Here is a 23,555-nt window from a genome sequence, read left to right on the forward strand (position 1 = left end):
GTAGCAACACAGCTAAACACAGTCGTTACAGCACAAGGCGTTGCACGAAAATGGTTCTTTTTATGCATTATTATCGAGCAAAATATTACATTAATTTATTCTAAAAAGTTATTGTATTTATAATAAAAAAGACTATTAGATTAAATTAAATCTATGTTCTATAAAGAAAATTAAGTTTTTTTGAGAAAACTATTGCTGAAATGATGCAAAAGATATTTAATATTTTGCGCCAAAATATATCACTGATTAAAATTTTGATCGATTTTGATCCATTTCTGCTGAGGATTAAGCGTTGAAATACAACAGCCTTAACGACTTTCTTGACTACGTAAAAACACGTGATTCACATCAACCCGAATTTCTTCAAGCTGTTGAAGAAGTTATGACTAGCCTTTGGCCGTTCATTGAAAAGAATCCGCAATATGCTGACTATGGTTTATTAGAACGCCTTGTTGAACCTGAACGAGCTATTCAATTCCGTGTGTCTTGGGTAGATGACAAAGGTCAGACTCAAGTGAACCGCGCTTTCCGTGTTCAATACAATTCAGCAATTGGCCCATTTAAGGGCGGCATGCGTTTCCACCCGTCTGTGAACCTTTCAATTCTTAAATTTTTGGGCTTTGAACAAACTTTTAAAAATGCCTTGACTACACTGCCTATGGGCGGCGGTAAAGGCGGTTCAGACTTTGATCCTAAAGGTAAGTCTGAAGGCGAAATCATGCGTTTCTGTCAAGCGCTGATGATTGAGTTATACCGCCACTTAGGCCCTAACACTGACATCCCCGCGGGCGATATTGGTGTGGGCGGCCGTGAAGTTGGCTATATGGCCGGCATGATGAAGAAATTAAGCAATGACACGGCATGTGTATTCACTGGCAAAGGCTTAACTTTCGGCGGTTCGCTGGCGCGTCCTGAAGCGACTGGCTACGGTACTGTGTATTTCGCTGAGGAAATGCTCAAGACCCGTGGCGACAGCTTTAAAGATAAAGTGGTCACGATTTCAGGTTCTGGCAACGTTGCGCAATATGCGGCTGAAAAAGCAATGTTCTTAGGCGCGAAAGTGGTATCGCTGTCTGATTCTGCCGGTACGGTATACGTTAAAGACGGTTTTACAGATGCGCTTCTGGTTGAAGTGATGGAGCTGAAAAACGTCAAGCGCGGCCGTATTTCTGAGTTTGCGTCTAAACACGGTTTTGAATACCTTGAAGGCAAACGCCCGTGGTCTATCAAGTGTGATATTGCACTGCCATGCGCAACTCAAAATGAATTGGATGCCGACGATGCTGCCGCGCTGCTTGCTAATGGCGCGATCTGTGTAGCGGAAGGCGCGAATATGCCGTCTACATTGGATGCAGTAGAAAAATTCGTTGAAGCGAAGATTCTTTATGCGCCGGGCAAAGCCTCTAATGCGGGCGGTGTTGCGACTTCTGGGCTTGAAATGTCTCAAAACGCCATCCGTTTAGGCTGGACTTTTGAAGAAGTGGACGAGCGCCTGCATGCCATCATGAAAGAAATTCACCGCAACTGCGTGAAATACGGTACAGAAGCTGACGGCACTGTGAACTACGTCAATGGCGCCAACATTGCAGGCTTTGTAAAAGTTGCTGATGCCATGCTGGCTCAAGGCGTATATTAATCTGATTCACAGCGCTGTGTTGATGTCATTCAGGATCAACACAGTCAGCTGAATAAAAAACCGAGGCCATGGCCTCGGTTTTTTTATGCTTTCAGTCACAGATTAAGATCTGACAAATTTACAAAGAACCTTTGACTGCTTCACGTTCAATGATCATGTCTTGAACATAAGCATATTTAGATTGATCCGCTGCCGGGTTTTTAATTTCATAACGCTTGATGCGGACAACTTGGCGTTCTGCTGGGTTATGCGTGTAGCCTTCAATGCCGCTGTAGAATAAAGTCCAGTCTTTATCAACCTGTGTTTTTACGCCATTTTCGGCATATTTGATTTCACGCACTTGCAGGCAGGTTTGCGGCGCGACGCCAACGCATTTTTTAGTCTCTGGGCTGATTTCTAAGAAAATAGTTTCACCTTGAGTCTGATATTTCGTTTCAGGCGTCATCTTTCCGGTAAACACATACTGTTTGCCATCTGCAGCCGTTACAGTCAGTGTCGGCTGATCGGCATCATTCAGGTTCAAGACAAACGGCACTTTGCTGCTTTGGAAAATCGAGGCTGCCAAGCGTTCCTGCTTCATGGCTGCATCAGGGCAAGCCATCTGCGTAGACATCATGGAACCCGTCACAATTTGATTGCCTGCCACTTTCCAAGAGCCGCCCATTGTATTGCAGCTGGTAGAAATGCTGAGGCGGCCTTCAGAACCGAAATTAAGCACAAGCGGTTTCGGCGCGCCTGTATCGGTGCTCCATTGATAAGACGCTAAAGTTTGATCTGCATTTTGCTGCTGAAGAACAGACACTGCTAAATCTCCTACTTTTTGGATATCGCTGGATTGACACGCAGCTAAAGCAAGGGGGAAAAGTGCGATGGCTAAATATTTCAATTTCATTGTCTGCTCAACGTATTATCTGAATTAAGTAATTGATTTGAAAACAAGATCAAGCATATCGCATTCAAGTTTAAAAAAAATGGATACATTCAGCCCTTTTAGGTATCAAAATGTATCAATTAATATTTATTTGTTAACTTATAAATAGTTTTTATGTATTAATCGAAGCGGTAAATGTCCATGCCGAGTGACCCCATGCTGAAGCTGCTATGCACGATGCTGAAACGGTGGCCTGTGCCCATGGCAAAGAACAGCGGCGCAAAGTGTTCCAGCGTCGGATGGTTGCGTTCAGCATAGGGAATCGTCTGCCAGTCCAATACAGCATCATAATCACTGTGGGCCAGCTTGCTGACCACATAATTGCGGAATGCTGACGCCCACACAGGGACTGGAGCCGGCTGGCGGTTCCATGAGAGTTCACGCAGGTTATGGGTAATGCTGCCGGATCCAATAATCAAGATTTGTTTGCTGCGCAAAGGCGCAAGCGTCTGGCCAATTTTGTAAATATCTTGCGCTGACATGCTGATTGGCAGGGCAATTTCGACCACAGGAATATCTGCCTGCGGATACATATGCAGCAGCGGCATCCATACGCCATGATCATGCGGGCGCGTGCTGTTGGCGTGGGCGGAGAATCCCGCTTCTGACAGCATATGCAGAATATTTTCTGCCAATTCAGGATGGCCGGGTGCAGGATAGCGGATATCGTATAATTCAGGCGGGAAACCGCGGAAATCATGCCATGTTTCCGGGCGCACGCCAGTGTTGACTTCCAGCGCGCTGCTTTCCCAATGCGCTGACATCACAATGATGGCTTCAGGTTTAGGCAGATTTAAGCTCAGGCGTTCCAAAGCGGGGCCGACTTGCTCAGGATTAATTGCCAGCATGGGTGAGCCATGGGAAATAAATAAGCCGGGCAGGGTTTGCAGATTCATTTGCTGTACGCCTAATTAACTGTTCTGTAAGTATTTTGACAAATTTTTAAGATGCGATAAATACCGGATTAATCAACAAAACGTTGCATAAATGCAACGTTTAAAGGAAGGCATTAGCCTGCGCGGTGGTAGGGGTGGTTGTGGTTAATGCTCATGGCGCGGTACAGCTGTTCAATCAGCATCACGCGGACCATCGGATGCGGCAGTGTCAGTTTGGATAGCGACCAATGCCAAGCGGCCGCTTTGCGAACCGCTTCTGAGTGCCCATCGGGCCCGCCAATGGCTAATACAATATCATTGCCTTCCAGCATCCAGCCTTTCATGGTTTCAGCCAGTTTTTCTGTGCTGAATTCACGGCCGCCTACTTCCAGCGCTATCAGAATTTCATTGTGCTTCATGGCATTTAAAATACTGTCGCCTTCAATCTGGCGGTATTTCAAAATATCTGCTTCTGAATCATTTTTACCGCGTTTTGCCATCGGGAGTTCAATAATTTGAGTTTGAACAAAAGGCTGAATGCGTTTGAAATAATCTTCAAAGCCAGTCAATACCCATGCAGGCATCTTTTGGCCAATGGTGATAATGCGGATTTTCATAGCAGGCTGTAATGAATGTAAAGCGCCATTATAACGAGAAATAACGCTTTGCTGAGATCGGAAACAATTTGCAATTGAATTGGCTTAGCCATTATTGCTTTAATACCTGTAAAGCGTGAACTTGTTCACACAACTTGAGAAATAATAATAAGGAAGTTTGCGATGAAGAAATATAAAATCATACAGCTTGCTGGGCAGAGTTTCTTCAGTTTCATGGCGGTTATGGCCGCTTCATCTGCGCATGCCGCTGCAATTAAAAATGCAGAACCGCAGAATTTAACGGTTTATATGGAACAACTGCTGGGTGACGGCGATTATCGGAATTTTAAAGATGTGAGGGAGCTGAACCGGGTGTCTTCATGGATCCGCGAGCAGATGCGGCTCTTTGGCATTCCATGCCAATATCAGACCTATAAGGTGAACGATGAGGCTTACCGCAATGTGGTGTGTTCACTCAAGGGCAATAGCGCTGAAAAAATCATTGTGGGCGCGCACTATGATGTTTTTGAAGATAAGCCCGGTGCGGACGATAATGCATCTGGCGTGGCTGGAGTGATTGAAACGGCGCGCATTCTGTCAGCGGAAAAAAGCAGTCTAAAAAATACCGTCGATTTTGTGTTTTATACCTTAAATGAAGCGCCGTTTTCAGGTACGGAAGACATGGGCAGCTATGTGCATGCGAAATCGATAGAAAAGCAAAATCAAATGGTTAAAAGCATTTATATCTTGGAAAATATTGGCTATTTTGATCAAAATCTGGTGCAGGAATATCCGATTGGCCTGAAATGGATTTATCCGGATCATGGCAATTATATAGCGGCCGTTGGCAATTTGCAGTCCCGTGAGATTACAGCCGGTTTTTGCGGCGCAATGAAGAATTTAAATCAGCTGCAATGTGAAAGGCTGATTGCCCCATCCTTTGTTCAGGCAATGGACTTCTCTGATCACAATAATTACTGGGCTTTTGATTTGCCGGCAATTGTCATTACGGATACGGGCGTATACCGCAATAAAAATTATCATACCGATAAAGACACGATAGACAATGTGGATGTCGGAAAAATGGGGCAGGTGGTAAACGGCTTAGTGCAAACTATTTTAAAGTGATATCCGATGCCCGCATTTTTAAGCAAATTCAAGAATGAATCTATTTGCATATTTGCTGGCTTTAGAATGCCTTTGCATAAAAAACGCAGTCCTGAAAGCCTTTGGACTGCGATAAAAGATCACCTGCCTGGAGATGCAGATGACCATTTTAGGACTCATAAATTTTTAAGCTTAGAGCCTACATGGAACATACAGCGCAGTATGTCTCTACTATTAATATGGAGGTAAATCACCGTTTTTCAAGAGCAGCTCTCCAATTGTGAAGGGTTTAAAAGAACTGGATATTTCAAAGCTTTAAATTTATATATTGTGGTTTGAAACGCTGCATGCTATGGCTTAAAGTAAGTTTTGGGCTGTATAGCCATCACACCAAGACTAGAAAAAACAATAAATTTAAAAACGGCTCTGAAAGATTTACTGTACGCCTAAATTGCCCTTTTGGGAATATCTGTATAAATTTTAATCAATAAAAGGGTTCGCATTAGGCAGTCTGCACAGCATTTTTCCAGCGGGTAAAACTCATGATAGGCCGCGTTTCATAGGCCGGGCGATGACGAATAAAAAATAGAGCGATACCGTCCATCATCCTGCATCAGCTGGCTCTATTTCATTGAGTGAATACCAAACAGGTTTCCCTCTGTATCGAGCCCTAAGACAATATGGCCATATTCGCCAATCGACATTTTCTCTTGATGAATTTTTCCGCCGGCGGATTCAATTCGAGCCTGTTCTATGGCGCAGTCTTCACTGCTGAAGTAGACCACGGTGCTGCTGCCTCCCGCGGGTACACCGTCCATTTTCACCAATGTGCCGGTTGTGCCGTATTGGCTCATATCGGAAGGGAAGGCCCACATGAGCATATTGGAATTGTTCGGATCTCCCAGCAGGCTTAATTCAACCGAGAGTAAGGTTTCATAAAATTTTTTGGCTCTATTCATATCATTGACATAAATTTCAAACCAGCAAACAGGATTTGACATATTGATTGGCCTTTAAAATTTGAATGCAAATATGATCATTAATTAATCTGTTTTATTATGCGTGAAATGCTTCAGAGTGGAATTTTAATTTTGTAATAGATGGTGTCGCTTCTAAAGCTGCTGCGCTGAAAAGCAAAAAGAGCGCCGAAGCGCTCTTTTTGCATGTGATCATTGATCAGTGCTTAATGGCGGGCTGCTTTAACTTCACCAGAAGCCTTCACAATCGGCGCCTTAGGCAAGGGTTTCGGCATGTCCACTAAAGCCAATGGCAGAATCTCATCGATGCTTTTCACCGGCTTAATTTCCAAGCCCTCTTTGACATTGTCTGGAATCTCAGCCAAGTCACGGACGTTTTCCTGAGGAATGAACACCAGTTTGATGCCGCCGCGGTGCGCTGCTAAAAGCTTCTCTTTCAAACCGCCAATGCGCATTGCACGGCCGCCTAAGCTGGTTTCACCTGTCATGGCAATATCGGGACGAATTGCGATGCCTGTGAAGGCAGAAACCAATGCAGTCGTCAGCGCCAAACCTGCAGATGGGCCATCTTTCGGTGTTGCGCCTTCCGGCAAATGCACGTGAACATCAGTTTCTTCAAAGCGTGAAGCTTCAATTCCTAATTCATCCGCACGGGTGCGAACCACAGTCATGGCAGCGGTAATTGATTCTTTCATCACGTCACCGAGTGAACCGGTGGTGATGAATTTACCTTTGCCTTTCACGGCTGCCACTTCAATGGTCAGCAATTCACCGCCGACAGACGTCCAAGCAAGGCCATTAACGCGGCCGACTTGCGCTTCATCTTCCGCCATGCCGAAGTCAAACTTATGCGGACCTAAGTAGTCTGGAAGATTGGCCGAAGTCACATCAACCTGCAGGTTTTTTGCCTTTTTGCTGACCGCTTCTTTCACCACTTTACGGGCAATTTTAGAGACTTCGCGCTCTAAGCTGCGCACACCGGCTTCACGTGTATAACGCTGTACGATGTCACGGATTGCTTCTTCATGAACAGTCAGTTCTTTGGCGCGCAGGCCATTGTTCTTGATTGCTTTCGGAACAAGGTAACGCTCTGCGATGTTGATTTTTTCATCTTCGGTATAACCCGGCAGACGAATCACTTCCATACGGTCAAGCAGCGCTTCCGGAATATTCATGCTGTTGGCGGTACAGATGAACATCACTTCAGACAAGTCCAGATCAAGATCTAAATAGTGATCGTTAAACTTGCTGTTCTGTGATGGATCAAGGACTTCCAGCAGGGCAGAAGCAGGGTCGCCGCGGTAGTCTTGCGCCATCTTGTCGATTTCGTCGAGCAGGAACAATGGGTTTTTGACGCCGACTTTTGTCAAGGACTGCACAATTTTACCCGGCATCGCGCCAATATAGGTGCGGCGGTGACCGCGGATTTCCGCTTCGTCACGCACGCCGCCGAGCGCCATACGCACAAACTCACGGCCTGTCGCTTTTGCAACCGATTCACCCAGTGAGGTTTTACCGACACCTGGAGGACCAACCAAACACAGGATCGGACCTTTGAGTTTTTTCACCCGTGACTGCACTGCAAGATATTCCACAATACGGTCTTTTACGTCATCTAAGCCGTAATGGTCTGCATCTAAAATTTCTTGCGCCTTGGCTAAGTTAATGCTGACTTTGCTGGCTTTATTCCAAGGCGTATCTAAGATGGCCTCGATATAATTGCGCACCACAGCCGCTTCACTTGATGCCGGCTGCATGGCTTTGAGTTTGCGGAATTCAGCTTCCGCTTTTTTGCGCACGTGCTCAGGCAGATCAGCTTCTGCAAGGCGTCTTTCAATTTCTGCAACGTCGTCTTCAGCGCCGCCATTCATGTCGGAAAGCTCGCGCTGAATGACCTTCATCTTTTCATTGAGGAAGTATTCGCGCTGGTTTTTTTCCATTTGGCGTTTAACTGAATCATGCAGAGTCTGTTCAATCTGCTGTTCTTCAGACTGCTGCAGCAGGTAAGTCATCAATTCCTGCAAATGCGCTTCGAACTCATCGTGTTCTAAGAATTTTTGCTTTACATCAATATTCAAAGGTACACGGGTTGCAACGAAAAACAGCAATTGCAATAAATCATCAATTTTGTTGGCCGCTGCAATCAGCTCACGCGCATTGCGCAGTTTCGCTTCCGCATATTGCGCGAACATGGTGCGCAATTCTTCAATGCGTGATTCATGCTTCTCGCTATCGGCTGCAACAGTCATTGGGCTTAAGCTATGTTCTGCAGACAGGTACTCATCATTGTCGATGATTTTGACCAGCTTTGAACGGTGCAAGCCCTCAATGAGTACTTTGATGCAGTTTTCATCATTTTCGTGATTCACAACTTGCACAATCTTCGCGACAGTACCGTATTGATATAAATTGTCGTGATCAATTTCTTCTGTAAGCGAATCTTTCTGTGCAACTACAAATACGAGATTGTCACTGTTACGAGCCACGTCCACTGCATTGATCGATTTTTCACGACCCACAAATAACGCAATCTGCATGTGAGGATAAACCACCACATCGCGCAGCGCCAAAAGCGGCAATACACTTGGAACCTGAGGCTCTAAGGTTTCTTCATTCATAATAATTTCAGACATGGGCACTCCTAATGAGTGACAACGGTGTTGCCATGTTTTTTATAGTGATGGGTATTTTAAAAATTACAAGGGCGTGGCGGAATAAATTGTATGGAAAATGAGTAAACATTTGATTTTAAATCAGTCTAACCTGTCAAAATGATCAATTTAACGCGGAAATCGCAATAAGGCTTGCGGGGTCAGCAAGGCGTCCAAAGGCTGATCCCAAGACTCGCGGGGCAAAGTTTCACTGATCAGCTGAAAATGATGCGCAAGGCTCAGCCTGAAAGGATGCTGCGGCGCTGAAGCTAAGGTTTTATCGTAATAGCCGCCGCCCATGCCAATGCGTGTGCCGTGTGCGTCGCAGGCCAATAAAGGCATGATCAGCAGATCCAGTTTGGACACATGCAGGCCGCGTGAGGACATGGGTTCTTTCATGCCTAAGGGGTGGTGTGAAAAGCGCTGGCTGAAATACTGATGCTGAGAGATGTGCACCCATGACAGGCGCTGATTCATATTGCAAATCATGGGCAAATATACGGCTTTACCTTGAGCAAAGCAGTACTGCATAATTTTACGGGTATGAATTTCACCAAAGGCATGGAGATAAATGCCGATCTTTTTGGCCTGCTGAAATTCGGGCAGCCGTATGATGCGATTTAATACCGCCTGTTCCGATTGCCTTTGCTGAAATTTGCTTACAGCACGGCGCTGTTGGCGCAGGTCTTTTCTAAGCGTGTTTAAATCGTAGGACATGCGGCTTTATATTTCAGAATTTTTTACAGTTTAATCCTTCAATGTTAAACAGCAAGTGCAGAGCGGCATCTATTTGAAATATTCATATTGATGCCGGCATGCTTCCGTTTATCGAAATTGCAGGTTTTGGTGAATATTTCATCGGATTTTATTGTGCATTCATATTTATACATTTGTATATTTATTCATGCGCCAGGCATTGAAGCAAAGAGCAGTGCTTGCTGCAGACGGCGGTATCAAAACATTTTGAACAGCCAACAATTAAAGAAAAATCAAAAAAAATCAGCAGATTGCTGGAGAATAAAAATGAAATGGAAAGCAAAAATGAAGCATCAAGTAGCACAGCTGCTGATTTTGACGGCAGCCGGTTCTGGCGCGGCCATAGCTGCTGCGCCAAGCAACAGCCAGCAGGTCTTTTTTGTCGGCAATAACTGGGACGGGACGGTGACCGTGATCCGTTCTTCCGGCGATTTTGGAAAGATTGGCGTCATCAACATGATTCCAGACCGTAAAGAGCGGCTGCTGGAAATCCACTTAAATCCAGTGAAATTGATTGCCTACACTTATATTCAATCGACTGCAGGTGAAGGGCACGATCAGCTGGTGGATGACATGTATTCCACGCCAGACGGCAAATCGGTCGTGGCTTCCCGTCCAAGTTTTGCAGATGTGGTTTCGATTAATATTGCAACTGGAAAGATTAACTGGCGCACGCCGGTAGAAGGCTTCCGCGCTGACCATATGGCGGTCTCTCCGAATGGGCAGCAAGTGGCGGTTTCGGCCTCTTCAGGCAATGTTGTGCAGGTATTGGACATCAATAGCGGCAAGGAATTGGGCCGTTTTGCCACAGGGGACAAACCGCATGAAAACATTTATTTCGATGGCGGCAGCAAGATTTTGAACTCTGCAATTGGCAATGTGGAAACCTCAATGGATGCTTCATGGCAGGACTTTACCAAGGGCAAGCGCTATCTCACCATTGCCGATGCAGGCAATTTTAACGTGCTGAAAAAAATTGATTTCCGCCCGGCATTGGATGCTGTTGGGCGCAAAGACTTATCCAATGCGGTGCGGCCAATTGTATTCAGCAAAGATGAAAGCAAAATTTATGCGCAGGTTTCATTTTTCAATGGCTTGGTGGAATATGATTTAAATCAAGACAAAGTGACCCGCATTGGGCAGCTGCCAGGCAGTTCAACAATTCCTTCTGACCGCAGCAAATGGGTCAATGATTCACGGCATCACGGCTTATCCATCAGCAGTGACGGCGAGAAATTATGTGTCGCGGGAACCATGGATGACTACGCCACAATAGTAGACCGGAAAACTTTAAAAGCGGGCAAACTGATTGCTGCCGGCAAGCCCTACTGGGCAACCCGCAGCCCGGACGGCAAAAGCTGCATCATCTCTGAAAGCGCCAATGACGCCGTGACGGTGATTGATTTTGACACAGGCGATAAGGTGCTGAGCGTCCCTGTAGGCAATCATCCGCAGCGCGTGCGCATTGGCTATGCGCCTGCGGGCTGGCCTGCGCAATAAAAAGAGCGGATGAGCTGAGAACAGGCTGGAGCCAGCCTGTTTTCTAAGATGCGCAGATCCGCTGACCGCATCGAATACGGCAAATGAATGAATAAAAAAAATAAAGGTGAACTATGCTTTCTCGAGCGCAACTGGCTGTGGCTGCTTCCGTCGGTTTTTTGGTGATGGCAGCTTGGCTTGTGTTTTTAAAGCCGGATTCAGCGGCATTGCTGGGAAATTCACAGCGCACTCAGCCTGCTGCGATTGAAAAAAAAGTATCAGCAGCAGAAGCGCCGGATTCTCTGCAGCCAATGCAAGTAAAAAAGCAGGAATCCTATCTGCCGGATCAATCGGCATTGCAGCAGCGCGACAGGTTATATAAAGAATTTGAAGGCATCAGCATCAGCCTCAGTCATGGCCAGCAGCCAGATGCGCGCAAAGTGGATGAGCTGCTGCAGCAGCAAATACAGCTGGTGAAATCTGGAGTGCTTTCAGCGCAAGACGCCGTCAATTATTGTCAGTTTCTAAGCAAAGCCATGCCGGAAATGGATCAGCAAATAAACCGCTATATTCGGCAGCTGGAAAAATTGTAAAAATAGAGTCTTCGGCTGTTTGCTAGATCAATTTAAGGAGGGGCCGCTTGAACGCATTTTGGCGGCCTTTCATTTGGATCAAGCTGTTTTGCGCAGGCTGAAGAAAGCGTAGCTCAGCTCAGTGACTGGCTAAGTCATGTTTATAGGATGAAAAAGTCCGTATTTCATTAGAAGATGGCTTGCAGTCACGGTCAAAAAATTAAATCGTTTTAAATTGCTGAATCGGTTATTTTAAAATGACCAGAACGAAATAAATAAACCGCACGGCACAGAAGGAAAAGAAATATGATTTCTCAGATATTGATTGTGATTATTGCTCTTTTGCACATCTATTTTCTAGTTCTGGAGATGTTTTTGTGGCAGAAGCCAGCGGGCTTAAAAGCTTTCGGAAATACGCCAGAAAAGGCGGCATTAACGAAAGTATTGGCGCAGAATCAGGGGCTTTATAATGGTTTCTTAGCTGCAGGGCTGATTTGGTCACTGCTGGTATCGATGCCATTTTCATTCATGCTGGCAAACTTCTTTCTGATCTGCGTCTTAATTGCGGGAATTTATGGCAGTGTCACGGCGAGCCGAAAGATTCTTTATATTCAAGCGCTGCCTGCTTTAGCCGCGTTGATTTTATTGAATTTAGGTATATAAAAATAGCGGTGAGTGTTTTGCCTGCTAATACATCATGATTTTACATTCCGTTTACAGGGGCTCGCAGCTGAGTGCAGGTTTGGCAGGAGTTTGCATTGCGCAGAGAAATCACTAATTGGGGGGTGACTCTGTAAGTCGGCAATAGGCCTGAATATTGCACATCTGATTTATGAAATTTTACCGATCAACGGGGTTTTATGCAGCAAAGCGTTAAAGTGGCGAGATACGCAGCTTATAGCGATAGAACAGAGTGCCGGTTCGGATATATCATTCAAACTATAGGCGCACATTCAGATGAATAGACAGGACGGGAAAGCGTTATATGTGTTGAGCGATGGATGGCGAGGCAATTAAAAGAGGAAAATTTGCTGGAAGGCGTTCGATAAATTTGAATATTTTGAAATTAAAATAGCTCCGGAGGTGCCGCTGCATGTGTCGTTACCCTGAACCCGATGAGTTCAAGGTGGACGCGACGTATACTTGCTGGGTTTCCCATACGGAGATGGGCATACGCTCTAAATATACAGAACACGATCCATAAGTGTTAGTATCGGCAGGGGAATAGACCCGCTGGCGAACACCCCAGAGTTAGAGCAAGTATAACCAATAAAGCGCTAGAGGCAAATCATCTTCAGCATAAGATGCGTAAACTTCTTTTGTATTTGGCTGCGCTTTATGCAAAAGATCCCGTTTATTCAGCGAGATCTTCAGCTTCTTCCAAAATAGTCTGCAGCAGCCGTTCACAGTGTTCATATTCCTGCAGGCTTTTATTCATGCTCAGCACTTCCTGCATCAGCTCCAGCGCCACCATAATAATCAGCTTGCTGGGTTCCATGCGCGGCGCTTTGCGGCGGAATTCATCATATTTATCGTTGAGCAGCTGGGCTGCACGTTCTAAATCAGCCTGCTGACTGGCTGTGGTCGCTAAGCGGAAGTTATGGCCAAGGACTTTTAAATCGACAGCAATTTGTTCAGTCATGCTTAAGCTTCCTCGTTTGCGTCAGTTGGGTGGGCCAATTGCTGGATTTCCTGCGCATGCTGATCTTGGGCCGTGCCTAAAACCGCTAAGCGCTGAATGATGGCTTCCACTTTGGCTTTGGCATGTTCATTTTTCTGCAGCAGGCGCTGACGTTCCTGCTGCAGGGATTGAATTTCCTGCATGGCATGGCGCTGTTCGTTTTGCATTTTTTCTTTGACTACACGCAATTCATTGCGTTCTGCCAAAATTTCCTGAAACCGGTTTTTTAAATCGGTGCAGCTTTTTTCCAAACGGCTGTAACGGTCAGCCAGAGAGGCTGCATCATTATTCAGGTGCTGAAATTGAGAGCGGGATTCGGTTAACTGCTCTGTCAGCGTATCAATTTCTTCTTGTTTGTGCGTAATGATGCCATTTTTATGCACAATTTGCGCATGATGTTGTTCATTTGCAGAATCTTTATCTTCTGCAAGCGAGGCGTTTTCACTTTCATAATGCGCAAGTTTCGTTTTTAAAACGTTCAGATGCGCTTGCAGACGCTGTAATTCTTCTAACATATCGTGGTCGCACAGTATTGCAAACAAAGGTAATATATAAGAAGTATAGAGATTGGATAAACGAATGCAAGACGATATTTCAGGTTGGTCAGAATGGAACCGCAATTTTAGCGAAATCGAAGAGATTTCCAGCCCCAGCGAATTGCACGGCTTGCTGACAGGCATTGTCTGTGTGACGCAGGTGCCGACGCGCGAAGAGTGGCAGCAGATTTTAGCGACGCTTGAAGTGACTGAAATCAGCGATGAAGCAATTGCGGCTTTAACCGACGAAACCGAAGACATTGCGCATGCGCTGTCTGAAGATGAGCTGGACTATTTGCCGCTGCTGCCGGATGATGAACACAGTTTGTCTGAGCGGGTTCAAGCCCTTGCTGACTGGTGCGCAGGCGTGGTGTTAGGCTTTGGCTTGGCTTCAGGGCATTTGCGCGCAGAAGAGCAGGAATTGATTGAGCATCTGCAGGATGTCGCTTCAGTTGAATTTGATGAATCGGATGATGATGACGAAGGCGAAGAAAGCTATCAGGAACTGTACGAGTTTGTACGCCTGATTCCAGTCAGCCTGTCGATGGGCCGCAAGAAAATTGAAGTGGCTGAAAGTCCGCTTTTGCAGCTGTTTTCTGCCAAAAAATCGGCTGATGCAAATAATGTTGTAGAAATGTTTACACCGCACCGTCCAAGCTGATTTTGGGCGTTTCATCCCGCTTTCAGCATTAACTTTGACTATTTATTTAAGAGCGATAAGAAGTATTCAGATGAAGAAATTGACTCAAGCTGACTTTCAGGAACGCCGCGATATTCTTGCAGGTGAAATGGGGCTGCGCAGCATCGCGATTATTGCCACGAGCAAAGAAGCAATGCGCAACCGCGATGCCGACTACAAATTCCGAGCGGACAGCAGTTTCTTTTATCTGACTGGCTTTGCAGAGCCTGAAGCGGTTGCAGTGATTGAAACCTTTGACAGCGAAGAAGACGGCTATACCTACAGCCTATTCTGCCGCGAACGCGACCATGAAATGGAAATTTGGCATGGCTACCGTGCAGGTGTGGACGGCGCCGTCGATGACTACGAAGCCGATGAAGCGTATGCCATTGATTTGCTGGATGAAGAAATCCTTGAAAAATTGCAGAACAAGGACAAATTGTTTTACCGCATTGGCCAGCAGGCTGATTTTGACGCGCGTGTTGCCAAATGGATTGCCGCTGCGGGCGGTGAATCCCGTAAGGGGGCATCTGCACCCGCTCAGGTGATTCAGCTGGACCGCATTGTCGATGAGCTGCGTTTGCATAAATCGGATGATGAGTTGGCGCTGATGCAGCTGGCATCTGATATTTCTGCAGAAGCGCATACCCGCGCCATGCAAGCGGTTAAGCCCGGCATGATGGAATACGCGCTGGAAGCTGAACTGAATTATGTGTTTGGCAAAAATGGCTGCGTGCCTTCATATAACAGCATTGTCGGCGGCGGTGAAAACGGCTGCATTCTGCATTATGTGGAAAACGACAAAGAGCTGAAAGATGGGGACCTGGTGCTGATTGATGCAGCCTGTGAGTACCAGCTGTATGCCTCTGACATTACCCGCACTTTTCCGGTGAATGGTCAATTCAGCCCAGAGCAGAAAGCGCTGTATAACGTCGTTTTAGATGCCCAGCTTGCCGCCATTGATGCCGTGCGTATCGGCAACTCTTATAAAGAGCCGCATCATGTCGCGGTGCGCATATTGGTGCAAGGTTTGCTCGACCTTGGCATTATGCAGGGCAATATTGACGAAATTATTGCCGCTGAATCGTTCCGCCAGTTCTATATGCATGGCACAGGCCACTGGCTGGGCATGGATGTGCATGATGTCGGTGCATATAAGCAGGATGGTGAATGGCGTGCTTATGAAGAAGGCATGGTGGTCACTGTTGAGCCGGGCCTGTATATTGCGCCGGACGATGAAACTGTCGATGAAAAATGGCGCGGTATCGGCATCCGTATTGAAGATGATGTGGCTGTGACCAAAGCTGGGCCGCGGGTTTTAACTGCGGCTGTAGTGAAATCTGTAGAAGAGATTGAAGCCTTGATGGCGAAGTAAGATTTCATAAATAAAAAAAGCCGGTCTGATGACCGGCTTTTTTTATTTCGTATTAGAGATTTTATGTTAAACAGCTTGCGAATTTGGCTCTATAATTTTAAGCCAAGGCCAGCGAGCTTGATAACTTTTAGCTTTTTGGTGGAATAGATCTAACTTGTAATTTTTAGGATTAATGCGAAGAATTCCTTGTTCTGTATCAGAGAAGCCATTTGGAGCATAAATTTTGTGCGATTCAATATCTAAACCAAGGCATGTTCCTGAAATTAGATAACGGTCTATACCATCTTGAGTTGATTCTAGTTTTGGGTATTGTCCACCGAATCGGCTGCTATACCAAAGATGAACACGGGCTTGATTCTTTAATTCAATATTAATATCTAAATCTTGGAAAAGTTTTTGAGCAGAATTAATAATTTTGTTTTCAGCTTCAAAAGATAAATCTTCATCAAAATAGAAAACATCGTAATCTTTTATTCCCCCAAGTTAATGGTAATTGTGATTGATGATTCCATATCGTTTGAAATAGGCATCCAGCTGTGAGCATACATTGATCTAAACCAAGCTGGGGAAGCCTAAAAGCAATTTCAGCATTGATGGTGTTTTTCATCGCAATATTGAGGAAATTTTCTGTTGTCAGTGCCATTTTTTTCTGAGTAAAAATCTACGATTAATAGGAATATGGTTTTAATTTTTTGCCGGAAAACCATGAAACATCCATTGTATGCCCCACAAAATAATGAGGAATAAGATTATTGAAAAAATGATTTCTAATTTCTTCATTTTTAAGTTTCCTTAAAATTAACATGATACACCTGATGCGAAATACTTATTTAAGCCCTGACATCCTGTCAGGGGATTTCGTATTAGTCTCTTAGACTGCTTCCTGCAGATTTGATCGTGATAGGCGTTTTAGATTTTCTTTTGATTCAGTTAATAATGGCAGCTTAGCTATGGCTGTGATAATCCACTAAAGTGACTTTAATCCGTGAGCGACTCCATAACATTCTCGATAAAAGGCGCCTTGCGGATGAGATATTCAGCAATGCCGCCCGTATTGCTTTTCTCTAATTCGAGTTTTAAGTCCTGATAACTTTGTCGAATTTTTTGATGATTGATTAGCATATCTCGAAATCGAAGCATTCTATCAATTTCACGATGACCTGAAATACAGACATGCACTTTGTGTGTCCGCACTCCATTTATATCTCGGCGGTAGAAATGGTGGCCTGATGACAGATCACTGCCACGTACATATCCGAGGCCACGCATGACATTATTTCGAGCAGTTTCATTGATATGTGCAGAAACCTCAATCAGTATGTCGATTTCTGGCTTGGCAGCGAGACCTAAAACGGCAGTACTTCCGACATGGTGAATATCAATCAGTTCAGTTCCAAAAGCCTTTGCAATTTGTGCTTTGGCTGCATGAAAAAGTATGGACCATCTAATATCGTATGGAGAAATTTTGCTCGTGAGCTTCATGGCGCTTACTCTTTATACCAATAAACTTAAAAGTTGGGACGTCATAGCTTTGTCGCTTGGGCCGTACTGAGTTTGTCAGAGAACTCTCTGCGTGGGAATAAAAAAGTAATTTTTATCTTATATTAATCATAATATTAACTCATATTTTAAGCCCAATGGTGAATGCAGGGGCGTTTTAAATGATTTATCATATTTTATGGCTATTATTTAATTAATTGTCTGCATGTTTGATTCGTTTGCTTAAATAAGTTCCTAAATGTTCAGCAGAAAATACCATAGTAAAAAGATGGACCCTTGGCTTGGTCATTCACAAAGGATGAAGCGGTTGGGTACTCAACCCTGCAACAAATTTCTAATTCATTATAAAAATGCATGTCCTTGATGTAATATAAAATCCATTACAGATTATACGTATTTCGAATGAATCTCCTGAATTCGAGTACCTCATAAAAAAGGATGAAAGCATGCAGCAAGAAGTCATTATTGTTGGCGGCGGTATGGTCGGACTGAGTCTGGCGCTTATGTTGGCAAAAGCGGATATTGGCGTGAAGCTGCTCGAAGCCATTCAATATCCAAATTATGATGATGCCAATCTTGCTCCTTATCATTCCAGTTTTGATGCGCGAAACAGCGCACTGTCGCGCCGCACTGTGCAAATCTATCAAGAGCTGGGCCTGTGGGAGGCCTTGCAGGAACATGCAACGCCAATTTATGAAGTGCACATTACAGAGCAGGGCAGTTTCGGCAAAGCCCGCTTAAAAGCAGAACAGGAAAAAGTCGAAAGTTTTGGACAGGTCATTGAAAATGCATGGCTGGGCCGTGTGCTGCTGCAGCAGGTTAAGCAAGAAGCTTTGGTTGAACTGATTGATGGCGTGCAAGTCACTTCTTTAACCCAAGATGCAGATTGGGCATATATTGAAGCCATCCGCGGAGCAGAAAAGATTGCACTGCAGTCAAAATTAGTAATTGCGGCTGATGGCCGCGATTCCTTCTGCCGCAAAGCTTTAGGCATTGGAGCATCTGAACATGATTATGATCAAGTGGCGATTGTTACCACTGTGCAAACCTCAAAACCGCATAATCATGTCGGCTTTGAGCGCTTTAGTCCGCTAGGGCCTTTAGCGCTGCTGCCGCTGCCGGGTGAATACCGACGCTCAGTGGTTTGGCCAGTGCCTGCGGGTACAGAAGGTGAGTGGATGGGCGATGAAAATGATCAGCACTTTTTAGATGCTTTGCAGCAGACTTATGGCGACCGCGCGGGCAAGTTCCAAAAAACCGGCAAGCGTTTCAGTTTTCCGCTGTCACAAGTATTGGCAGAAAAGCAGGCAGTCGGCCGTGTGGTGCTGATGGGCAACGCCGCGCATACCATTCACCCAGTTGCAGGACAGGGCTTTAACCTGTGCATGCGGGATGCCTATGTGCTGCGCCGCTATTTAATCGAGCAAAATACCCAAGCTTCCGACTTGGGTGACGCCGCCATGCTGCTGGATTATGAAAAGTCCCGCCTGACCGATCAGCAGCGAGTGATTAAATTCTGTGATTCTGTAGTGCGCGGTTTCAGCAACCAAAATCCAATTTTAAAACTGATCCGCAATACAGGCTTGGTGGCATTTGACACGATTCCCGGCATTAAACCGCTGGTCGCAAATTATGCAATGGGGCTGAAAGCATGAATATGAGTCATGATCCGGTATTGGATGCAGTTATTATTGGCGGCGGTTTGGTGGGCGGTCTAGCAGCGCTGCTGTTAGCGCAAGGCGGTGTACAGGCGACTGTCTTGGATGCCGCGCCCATTTTGGATGCAGAAAAGAATTTAGCCGTTGCCAATCCGCGCGTATTGGCGCTGAGCCAAGCCACTATTCATTTGCTGAAAACAGTAGGTGTTTGGGATAAATTAGCCCGTCAGATGCCCTATAGCGGCATGCAGGTGTGGAATAAAAATGGCTATGGCGAAATTAATTTTGGACATGCTTCTGAGCGCAGCCCGAGTGCAGAGCAGGCGCTGGGTTCAATGGTCGAACCCAGCATTTTGAATTTGGCGATACAGCAGCAAATGCTGGAACAGCTCAAAGACTATCGAACTCAAGTTAAAGTCATTCGAGTCGAAGAAGGTGTCGGCATTTGGCATATTCATTTGGCGGACGGCACTCAGCTGAAAACCAAATTGGTAATCGGGGCGGATGGCGCCAATTCTTTTGTCCGTGAACAAGCGTTTATTGATATTGATGTGCTGGATTATCAGCAGGCAGGCATCAGCTGCGCGATCCGCACTGCGCAGCCGCATTTGCATATGGCGCGTCAGATTTTCTTGGAAACCGGGCCGCTGGCATTTTTGCCGATGGCGAGCTTAAGCACAGAGCAAAACGGTTATTGGCAATCTATTGTTTGGACGTTGCCAGACGATTATGCAGACGAATATGCAGCTTTATCAGATGAGGATTTTAAGGCGCTCTTAACCCGTGAAAGCCATCACATGCTGGGAGAAGTGCTGGATGCGACACCGCGGGCCAAGTTCCCGCTGAAAGCGCGTGCGGCGCAGCAGTATGTCAAAGCCGGTTTAGCGCTGATAGGCGATGCTGCCCATGTGATTCATCCGCTGGCAGGTCAAGGCGTGAATATTGGCTGTTTAGATGCCGCGGTGCTGTGCGATGCGCTGCTGCATGACAAGGCGCGCGGCGTGTGGGCGCATGAGCAGACCTTAAAACGCTATGAGCACCGCCGCAAAGGGCAAAATGATGCCATGATGCACAGCATGTCTGCTATTGGCTGGCTGGAAACTGCAGCATTGTTTCCCGTGGTTTGGGCGCGCAATTTTGGCTTGAAGCAAGTCGAAAATCAGCACATTTTAAAAGACGCGTTTATGGCTCAGGCCAGCGGCTTATCTTCTTTGAAAGCGACCCGTTATTGCGCATAAGCAGAAATAGCGAGTTTTTTAAGCATCTGTAAATGCATGATTACGATTTTGATCAAAAAAGATACGATTTTATGGTGATTAGCTCTATGCGAAAGCCAAAGAGATTGATAAATTTCTTCTAAATCAAAATCAGGTTTTTGCCTGACAAGTACAAGCAGTCATTCGTGGGGAGAGCAAGATGACAGAAATGAATGATTATGATGAATCAGAAGATTCTGCAGTAGATGATGACGAAGCGAAAGCAGCCGAAAAAGGCGCTTCAGATGCATCAGAAGGCGCATCTGACGGTGATGTTGCAGAAGCGGAAACATTGACTGTCACCGCTAAGCTGAAACAGCGTCAGACACTGGAAGATGAAGTGGCTGCATTCTTGGCGCGAGGCGGCAGGATTACTGAAGTGCCGCCGGATGAAAACGCGCACGACTGATAAAAAACACTGCTTTTAGGCAGTGTTTTTCTTTTCTGTGTATTTTTTGCTGATGGCGTAGAGCGGATAAAATACAAAATGCGCCAGCAGCATAAACATGCAGTTGAGGATCAGAGCTCCCCAGTAAGGCGGAGCATGCATTGTCCCAATAAAGGCAATGAATGCTTGAAACACTAAAATAGCGCTGAGAAAAATATAAGGCCAATAGCGCGGCGTCTGCCAAAGAGGCGTAAGGCGCAAAATATTGCCGGCAATAAAGTAAATCGAAAAAATACCGCAAGTGATGAATACGGCCTGAGCATCCGGTGTCATCATTTGATCAAAAATATAATGCGGATAAGGCTTTGAGCCATAGTATGCAATATGCAGCAGTCCAGTCAGCCAAAAGAGATTGAATAGATAGACCGGTTTAAACGTGAGTTTTGCCATCATGCGGTTATTGTTATTGAGGTGTTGATCATTATTCTAAAAGTATGGCATCACGTCCTCAAGGATTCAAATGCGGACTCAATAATTCCGCTGCTTCTGTATGTTTAAGTGCTAAGAAAAGCATATCCATGACCAATATTGAACATGCCTTTCTTATCCGCAGAGCCGTTTATGCGCTGCTGTGCGGATTAGGATTCATCAACGTTTTGAGTGAGTTCCAAAGCGCGCTGATAGGCGACTTTCTTTTTAATGCCGGTTAAGTCGGCGGCTAACTGAGAGGCCGCTTTCACCGATAAATCCTGCAGCAGCCGGGTCAGCAATTGATCCAGCTTTTCCTGTTCCAAATCTTTTTCTGCAGTTGCGCCGCCAATCACCAAGACAATTTCGCCTTTTTGCTGATTATGGTCAGATTCCACAAAAGTCACCAATTCGCCCAGCGTCATTTTTTTAATGGTTTCAAAGGTCTTGGTAATTTCACGGGCAAAGCCGACAGGCCGCTCTGCGCCAAACACCTCAGCCATATCTTTTAAACACGCGACAATACGGTGCGGCGCTTCATAAATAATCATGGTCTGGGTTTCATCTTTCAGCTTATGCAGCGCTAAAAGGCGCTGTGACTGTTTTGACGGTAAAAAACCTTCAAAGCTGAAACGGTCGCTGGGCAGCCCCACGGCACTGAGCGCAGCAATGGCGGCGCAGGCGCCTGGTACAGGAATGACTTGAATATGGTGTTCTTGCGCGGCACGCACCAGCTTAAAGCCCGGATCGCTGATCAGCGGTGTGCCGGCGTCACTGATTAACGCCATATCTTCGCCATTTTTCAGGCGCTGAATCAGCTGATCAATCTTATTGCTTTCGTTGTGATCATGGCAGGCGGTTAGCGGTGTTTGAATATTAAAGTGTTTGAGTAATTGCGCAGAAGTTCGTGTATCCTCTGCGGCAATAATATTAACCGACTTCAGAACATTAATTGCACGATAACTAATATCATCTAAGTGCCCGATTGGAGTCGCAACAACAAATAACTGAGCACCCATAGGTTTCTCCATGTTTAAGAATAAGCGGAATAATAAGAAAAATTTACTTGTATTGGCGTTGATGGGAGGAATGACTTACGCCCAAGCAGAGGTTTTGGTTATTTTACCCGAATCTGGCCCTATGGCGCGAGCGGCATCGAGCATCAAGCTGGGTTTTCAAAGCGCATATGCGGCGTCTGGCCATCCAGAACCCCTTAAATTTGTGAATTCTGATCAAAAACAAATAGCCAAAGTGCTGAAGAAGAATATTACAGCAAAGACCAAGCTGATCGTGGGGCCTTTGGCGCGCGCAGAGGTGGATGCGCTGATGAAAGCCAGACCTAAAATACGGGTTTTAACGCTGAATGAAGGCGCCGTGCAGGCGGGCAATATCACGCAATTCAGCCTCGCGAAAAAAGATGATGCGCAAGCCTTGCAAAAAATACTGGCGGAAGACCGGATGCAGGAGCTGCTGGTGCTGCGTCAGCCGGGCGCGGAAACAGAGCATGAGCTGTTTTTAATGTCTTTGGTCACGCAGGCGGGCTTGCAAATGCAAGTGGTACATGCGCCGCCGAAAAAACTAAAAAGGCATCAGGCATTGCTGCTGCTGGGAAATAATGAGTGGATGAATGGGCAGCAGAAATTGCCGAAAAAACAGATTTATACCGTATCCAATGCCATTGAGGAAGATCAGCCGATTCCGAAAGGCATGAAATTCTGCGATACGCCTGCGCTATACCGCGGTCAATGGGCGGAACTGTACAGCGCTTATCAGCAGCATCCGGTCGCAATGCCTTATCAGCGCATGCTGGCCTTTGGCGGCGATGCATGGAGCATTGCGCAGCTGTATCTGCAGAACCCAAAACTGAAAGAAGCGGTTTTTGAGGGGAGAACTGGGCTGATCCAAATTAACGGCAACCACATTCAGCGTACACCGCATTGCTATCACAATACAGGAAAAGGCATAACGGCCATTTAAATGCATTGAATTTATTCATTTTAAAGGGAAGCAGAATTGATGCAGATGGGGCAATGGGCTGAACAGCAGGCGCTTAAATTGGCCGAGCGGCAGGGTTTTTCCTTGGTGCAGGCCAATTATCACAGCCGTTTTGGTGAAATCGATCTGATTGTGCAGCGCGGGCAGGAACTGCTGTTTATTGAAGTCAAAGCGCGGTCTAAAACGGCATATGCACAGGCTTCTGAAACCGTTTCTATACATAAGCAGCGTAAAATGCTAAAAACTGCCCTGTATTTTCTGAATGAACAGCCAGGTTTTCAACAGTATTTTTGCCGCTTTGATGTGATTTGTTTTGATTTTTATCAACGGTTTGCAAAATCACTACAGCATGATTTTTCCAATTTCACTTATGATTTGCAATGGATAGAAAATGCTTTTACTTTTGATCAAGAGTTTATTAATCTTTGAACAAATATAC

24 protein-coding genes and 1 other RNA gene are annotated in these 23,555 nt (G+C 45.6%); 12 read left to right on the forward strand and 13 right to left on the reverse strand.

From position 1 onward, the window contains the following. Window positions 1–292 precede the first annotated feature (292 nt). Entirely contained in the window at window positions 293–1,636 is a 1,344-nt protein-coding gene (gdhA, locus tag F941_RS04605) for an NADP-specific glutamate dehydrogenase (RefSeq protein WP_005008365.1), read from the forward strand. Window positions 1,637–1,754: 118 nt separating this feature from the next. Here the strand turns inward: gdhA and F941_RS04610 are convergent, their stop codons facing one another. From F941_RS04610 to rlmH, 3 genes are all read right to left on the reverse strand, one after another. Beyond that, window positions 1,755–2,528: an META and DUF4377 domain-containing protein gene (locus F941_RS04610; RefSeq protein WP_005008367.1), complete on the reverse strand. Its 774-nt coding sequence runs from the start codon at window positions 2,526–2,528 to the stop codon at window positions 1,755–1,757. 158 nt (window positions 2,529–2,686) lie between these two features. Beyond that, window positions 2,687–3,463, reverse strand: coding sequence for a dioxygenase family protein (locus tag F941_RS04615; protein WP_005008369.1), 777 nt, complete (start codon window positions 3,461–3,463; stop codon window positions 2,687–2,689). A gap of 113 nt (window positions 3,464–3,576) precedes the next feature. Then, window positions 3,577–4,059 (reverse strand): 23S rRNA (pseudouridine(1915)-N(3))-methyltransferase RlmH, encoded by a 483-nt coding sequence (rlmH, locus tag F941_RS04620; RefSeq protein WP_005008370.1) that lies wholly within the window; start codon window positions 4,057–4,059, stop codon window positions 3,577–3,579. Window positions 4,060–4,221: 162 nt separating this feature from the next. Here rlmH and F941_RS04625 point away from each other — a divergent pair, with 162 nt between their 5' ends. Continuing rightward, window positions 4,222–5,166, forward strand: coding sequence for a M28 family peptidase (locus F941_RS04625; protein ID WP_005008371.1), 945 nt, complete (start codon window positions 4,222–4,224; stop codon window positions 5,164–5,166). 602 nt (window positions 5,167–5,768) lie between these two features. Here the strand turns inward: F941_RS04625 and F941_RS04630 are convergent. From F941_RS04630 to F941_RS04640, 3 genes are all read right to left on the reverse strand, one after another. After that, on the reverse strand, window positions 5,769–6,146 hold the full coding sequence (locus F941_RS04630; RefSeq protein ID WP_005008372.1) for a VOC family protein: 378 nt from the start codon (window positions 6,144–6,146) through the stop codon (window positions 5,769–5,771). Between the two features lie 182 nt (window positions 6,147–6,328). Then, window positions 6,329–8,755 (reverse strand): endopeptidase La, encoded by a 2,427-nt coding sequence (gene lon / locus F941_RS04635; protein ID WP_005008373.1) that lies wholly within the window; start codon window positions 8,753–8,755, stop codon window positions 6,329–6,331. A gap of 147 nt (window positions 8,756–8,902) precedes the next feature. Beyond that, window positions 8,903–9,490, reverse strand: coding sequence for a 5-formyltetrahydrofolate cyclo-ligase (locus tag F941_RS04640; RefSeq protein ID WP_005008374.1), 588 nt, complete (start codon window positions 9,488–9,490; stop codon window positions 8,903–8,905). A gap of 324 nt (window positions 9,491–9,814) precedes the next feature. Here F941_RS04640 and F941_RS04645 point away from each other — a divergent pair, with 324 nt between their 5' ends. The 3 genes from F941_RS04645 (at window position 9,815) to F941_RS04655 (ending at window position 12,243) form a co-directional block, all read left to right on the forward strand. Continuing rightward, the gene (locus F941_RS04645) at window positions 9,815–11,029 is read left to right on the forward strand and encodes a YncE family protein (RefSeq protein WP_228128307.1); all 1,215 of its coding nucleotides are present in this window, start codon (window positions 9,815–9,817) and stop codon (window positions 11,027–11,029) included. A gap of 113 nt (window positions 11,030–11,142) precedes the next feature. Beyond that, window positions 11,143–11,601, forward strand: coding sequence for a hypothetical protein (locus F941_RS04650; RefSeq protein ID WP_005008379.1), 459 nt, complete (start codon window positions 11,143–11,145; stop codon window positions 11,599–11,601). A 285-nt stretch (window positions 11,602–11,886) separates the two neighbouring features. Further along, window positions 11,887–12,243, forward strand: coding sequence for a DUF1304 domain-containing protein (locus tag F941_RS04655; RefSeq protein ID WP_005008381.1), 357 nt, complete (start codon window positions 11,887–11,889; stop codon window positions 12,241–12,243). 407 nt (window positions 12,244–12,650) lie between these two features. Here F941_RS04655 and ssrS read toward each other — a convergent pair. The 3 genes from ssrS to F941_RS04665 form a co-directional block, all read right to left on the reverse strand. Next, window positions 12,651–12,835, reverse strand: a non-coding RNA gene (gene ssrS, locus F941_RS16175) — 6S RNA. Between the two features lie 99 nt (window positions 12,836–12,934). Next, window positions 12,935–13,222, reverse strand: coding sequence for a cell division protein ZapA (locus F941_RS04660; RefSeq protein WP_005008385.1), 288 nt, complete (start codon window positions 13,220–13,222; stop codon window positions 12,935–12,937). Between the two features lie 2 nt (window positions 13,223–13,224). Then, window positions 13,225–13,776 carry a hypothetical protein gene (locus F941_RS04665; protein ID WP_005008388.1) on the reverse strand — a complete coding sequence of 184 codons (552 nt, stop codon included), beginning with the start codon at window positions 13,774–13,776 and terminating at the stop codon, window positions 13,225–13,227. A 64-nt stretch (window positions 13,777–13,840) separates the two neighbouring features. Between F941_RS04665 and F941_RS04670 the strand changes: the two genes are divergently transcribed. Together F941_RS04670 and pepP are read left to right on the forward strand one after the other, a co-directional pair. Beyond that, a complete protein-coding gene (locus F941_RS04670; RefSeq protein WP_005008389.1) occupies window positions 13,841–14,458 on the forward strand; it encodes a UPF0149 family protein in 618 nt (205 codons plus the stop codon). A gap of 70 nt (window positions 14,459–14,528) precedes the next feature. After that, a complete protein-coding gene (pepP, locus tag F941_RS04675) occupies window positions 14,529–15,851 on the forward strand; it encodes a Xaa-Pro aminopeptidase (RefSeq protein WP_005008390.1) in 1,323 nt (440 codons plus the stop codon). A 66-nt stretch (window positions 15,852–15,917) separates the two neighbouring features. On the opposite strand, the gene F941_RS16875 is transcribed toward pepP, so the two are convergent. Continuing rightward, window positions 15,918–16,325 carry a nucleotidyltransferase family protein gene (locus F941_RS16875; protein ID WP_369405832.1) on the reverse strand — a complete coding sequence of 136 codons (408 nt, stop codon included), beginning with the start codon at window positions 16,323–16,325 and terminating at the stop codon, window positions 15,918–15,920. Window positions 16,326–16,829: 504 nt separating this feature from the next. Beyond that, window positions 16,830–17,333: a GrpB family protein gene (locus F941_RS04680; RefSeq protein WP_005008393.1), complete on the reverse strand. Its 504-nt coding sequence runs from the start codon at window positions 17,331–17,333 to the stop codon at window positions 16,830–16,832. A 464-nt stretch (window positions 17,334–17,797) separates the two neighbouring features. Between F941_RS04680 and ubiH the strand changes: the two genes are divergently transcribed. From ubiH to F941_RS04695, 3 genes are all read left to right on the forward strand, one after another. Next, on the forward strand, window positions 17,798–19,006 hold the full coding sequence (ubiH, locus tag F941_RS04685) for a 2-octaprenyl-6-methoxyphenyl hydroxylase (RefSeq protein WP_005008395.1): 1,209 nt from the start codon (window positions 17,798–17,800) through the stop codon (window positions 19,004–19,006). 2 nt (window positions 19,007–19,008) lie between these two features. Further along, window positions 19,009–20,247, forward strand: coding sequence for an FAD-dependent monooxygenase (locus F941_RS04690; protein WP_026253305.1), 1,239 nt, complete (start codon window positions 19,009–19,011; stop codon window positions 20,245–20,247). 178 nt (window positions 20,248–20,425) lie between these two features. After that, the gene (locus tag F941_RS04695; protein WP_005008401.1) at window positions 20,426–20,674 is read left to right on the forward strand and encodes a hypothetical protein; all 249 of its coding nucleotides are present in this window, start codon (window positions 20,426–20,428) and stop codon (window positions 20,672–20,674) included. 15 nt (window positions 20,675–20,689) lie between these two features. Here the strand turns inward: F941_RS04695 and F941_RS04700 are convergent, their stop codons facing one another. Together F941_RS04700 and rsmI are read right to left on the reverse strand one after the other, a co-directional pair. Beyond that, window positions 20,690–21,106, reverse strand: coding sequence for a hypothetical protein (locus tag F941_RS04700; protein WP_018572435.1), 417 nt, complete (start codon window positions 21,104–21,106; stop codon window positions 20,690–20,692). 185 nt (window positions 21,107–21,291) lie between these two features. Continuing rightward, the gene (gene rsmI / locus F941_RS04705) at window positions 21,292–22,140 is read right to left on the reverse strand and encodes a 16S rRNA (cytidine(1402)-2'-O)-methyltransferase (RefSeq protein WP_005008405.1); all 849 of its coding nucleotides are present in this window, start codon (window positions 22,138–22,140) and stop codon (window positions 21,292–21,294) included. A 10-nt stretch (window positions 22,141–22,150) separates the two neighbouring features. Between rsmI and F941_RS04710 the strand changes: the two genes are divergently transcribed. Both F941_RS04710 and F941_RS04715 read left to right on the forward strand, forming a co-directional pair. Beyond that, window positions 22,151–23,098, forward strand: a complete 948-nt coding sequence (locus F941_RS04710) for a penicillin-binding protein activator (RefSeq protein ID WP_005008408.1) — start codon at window positions 22,151–22,153, stop codon at window positions 23,096–23,098. A gap of 39 nt (window positions 23,099–23,137) precedes the next feature. After that, a complete protein-coding gene (locus F941_RS04715; protein ID WP_005008410.1) occupies window positions 23,138–23,545 on the forward strand; it encodes a YraN family protein in 408 nt (135 codons plus the stop codon). Window positions 23,546–23,555 lie beyond the last annotated feature (10 nt).

The sequence above is a fragment of the Acinetobacter bouvetii DSM 14964 = CIP 107468 genome (genome assembly GCF_000368865.1).
Taxonomy (GTDB): Bacteria; Pseudomonadota; Gammaproteobacteria; order Pseudomonadales; family Moraxellaceae; genus Acinetobacter; species Acinetobacter bouvetii.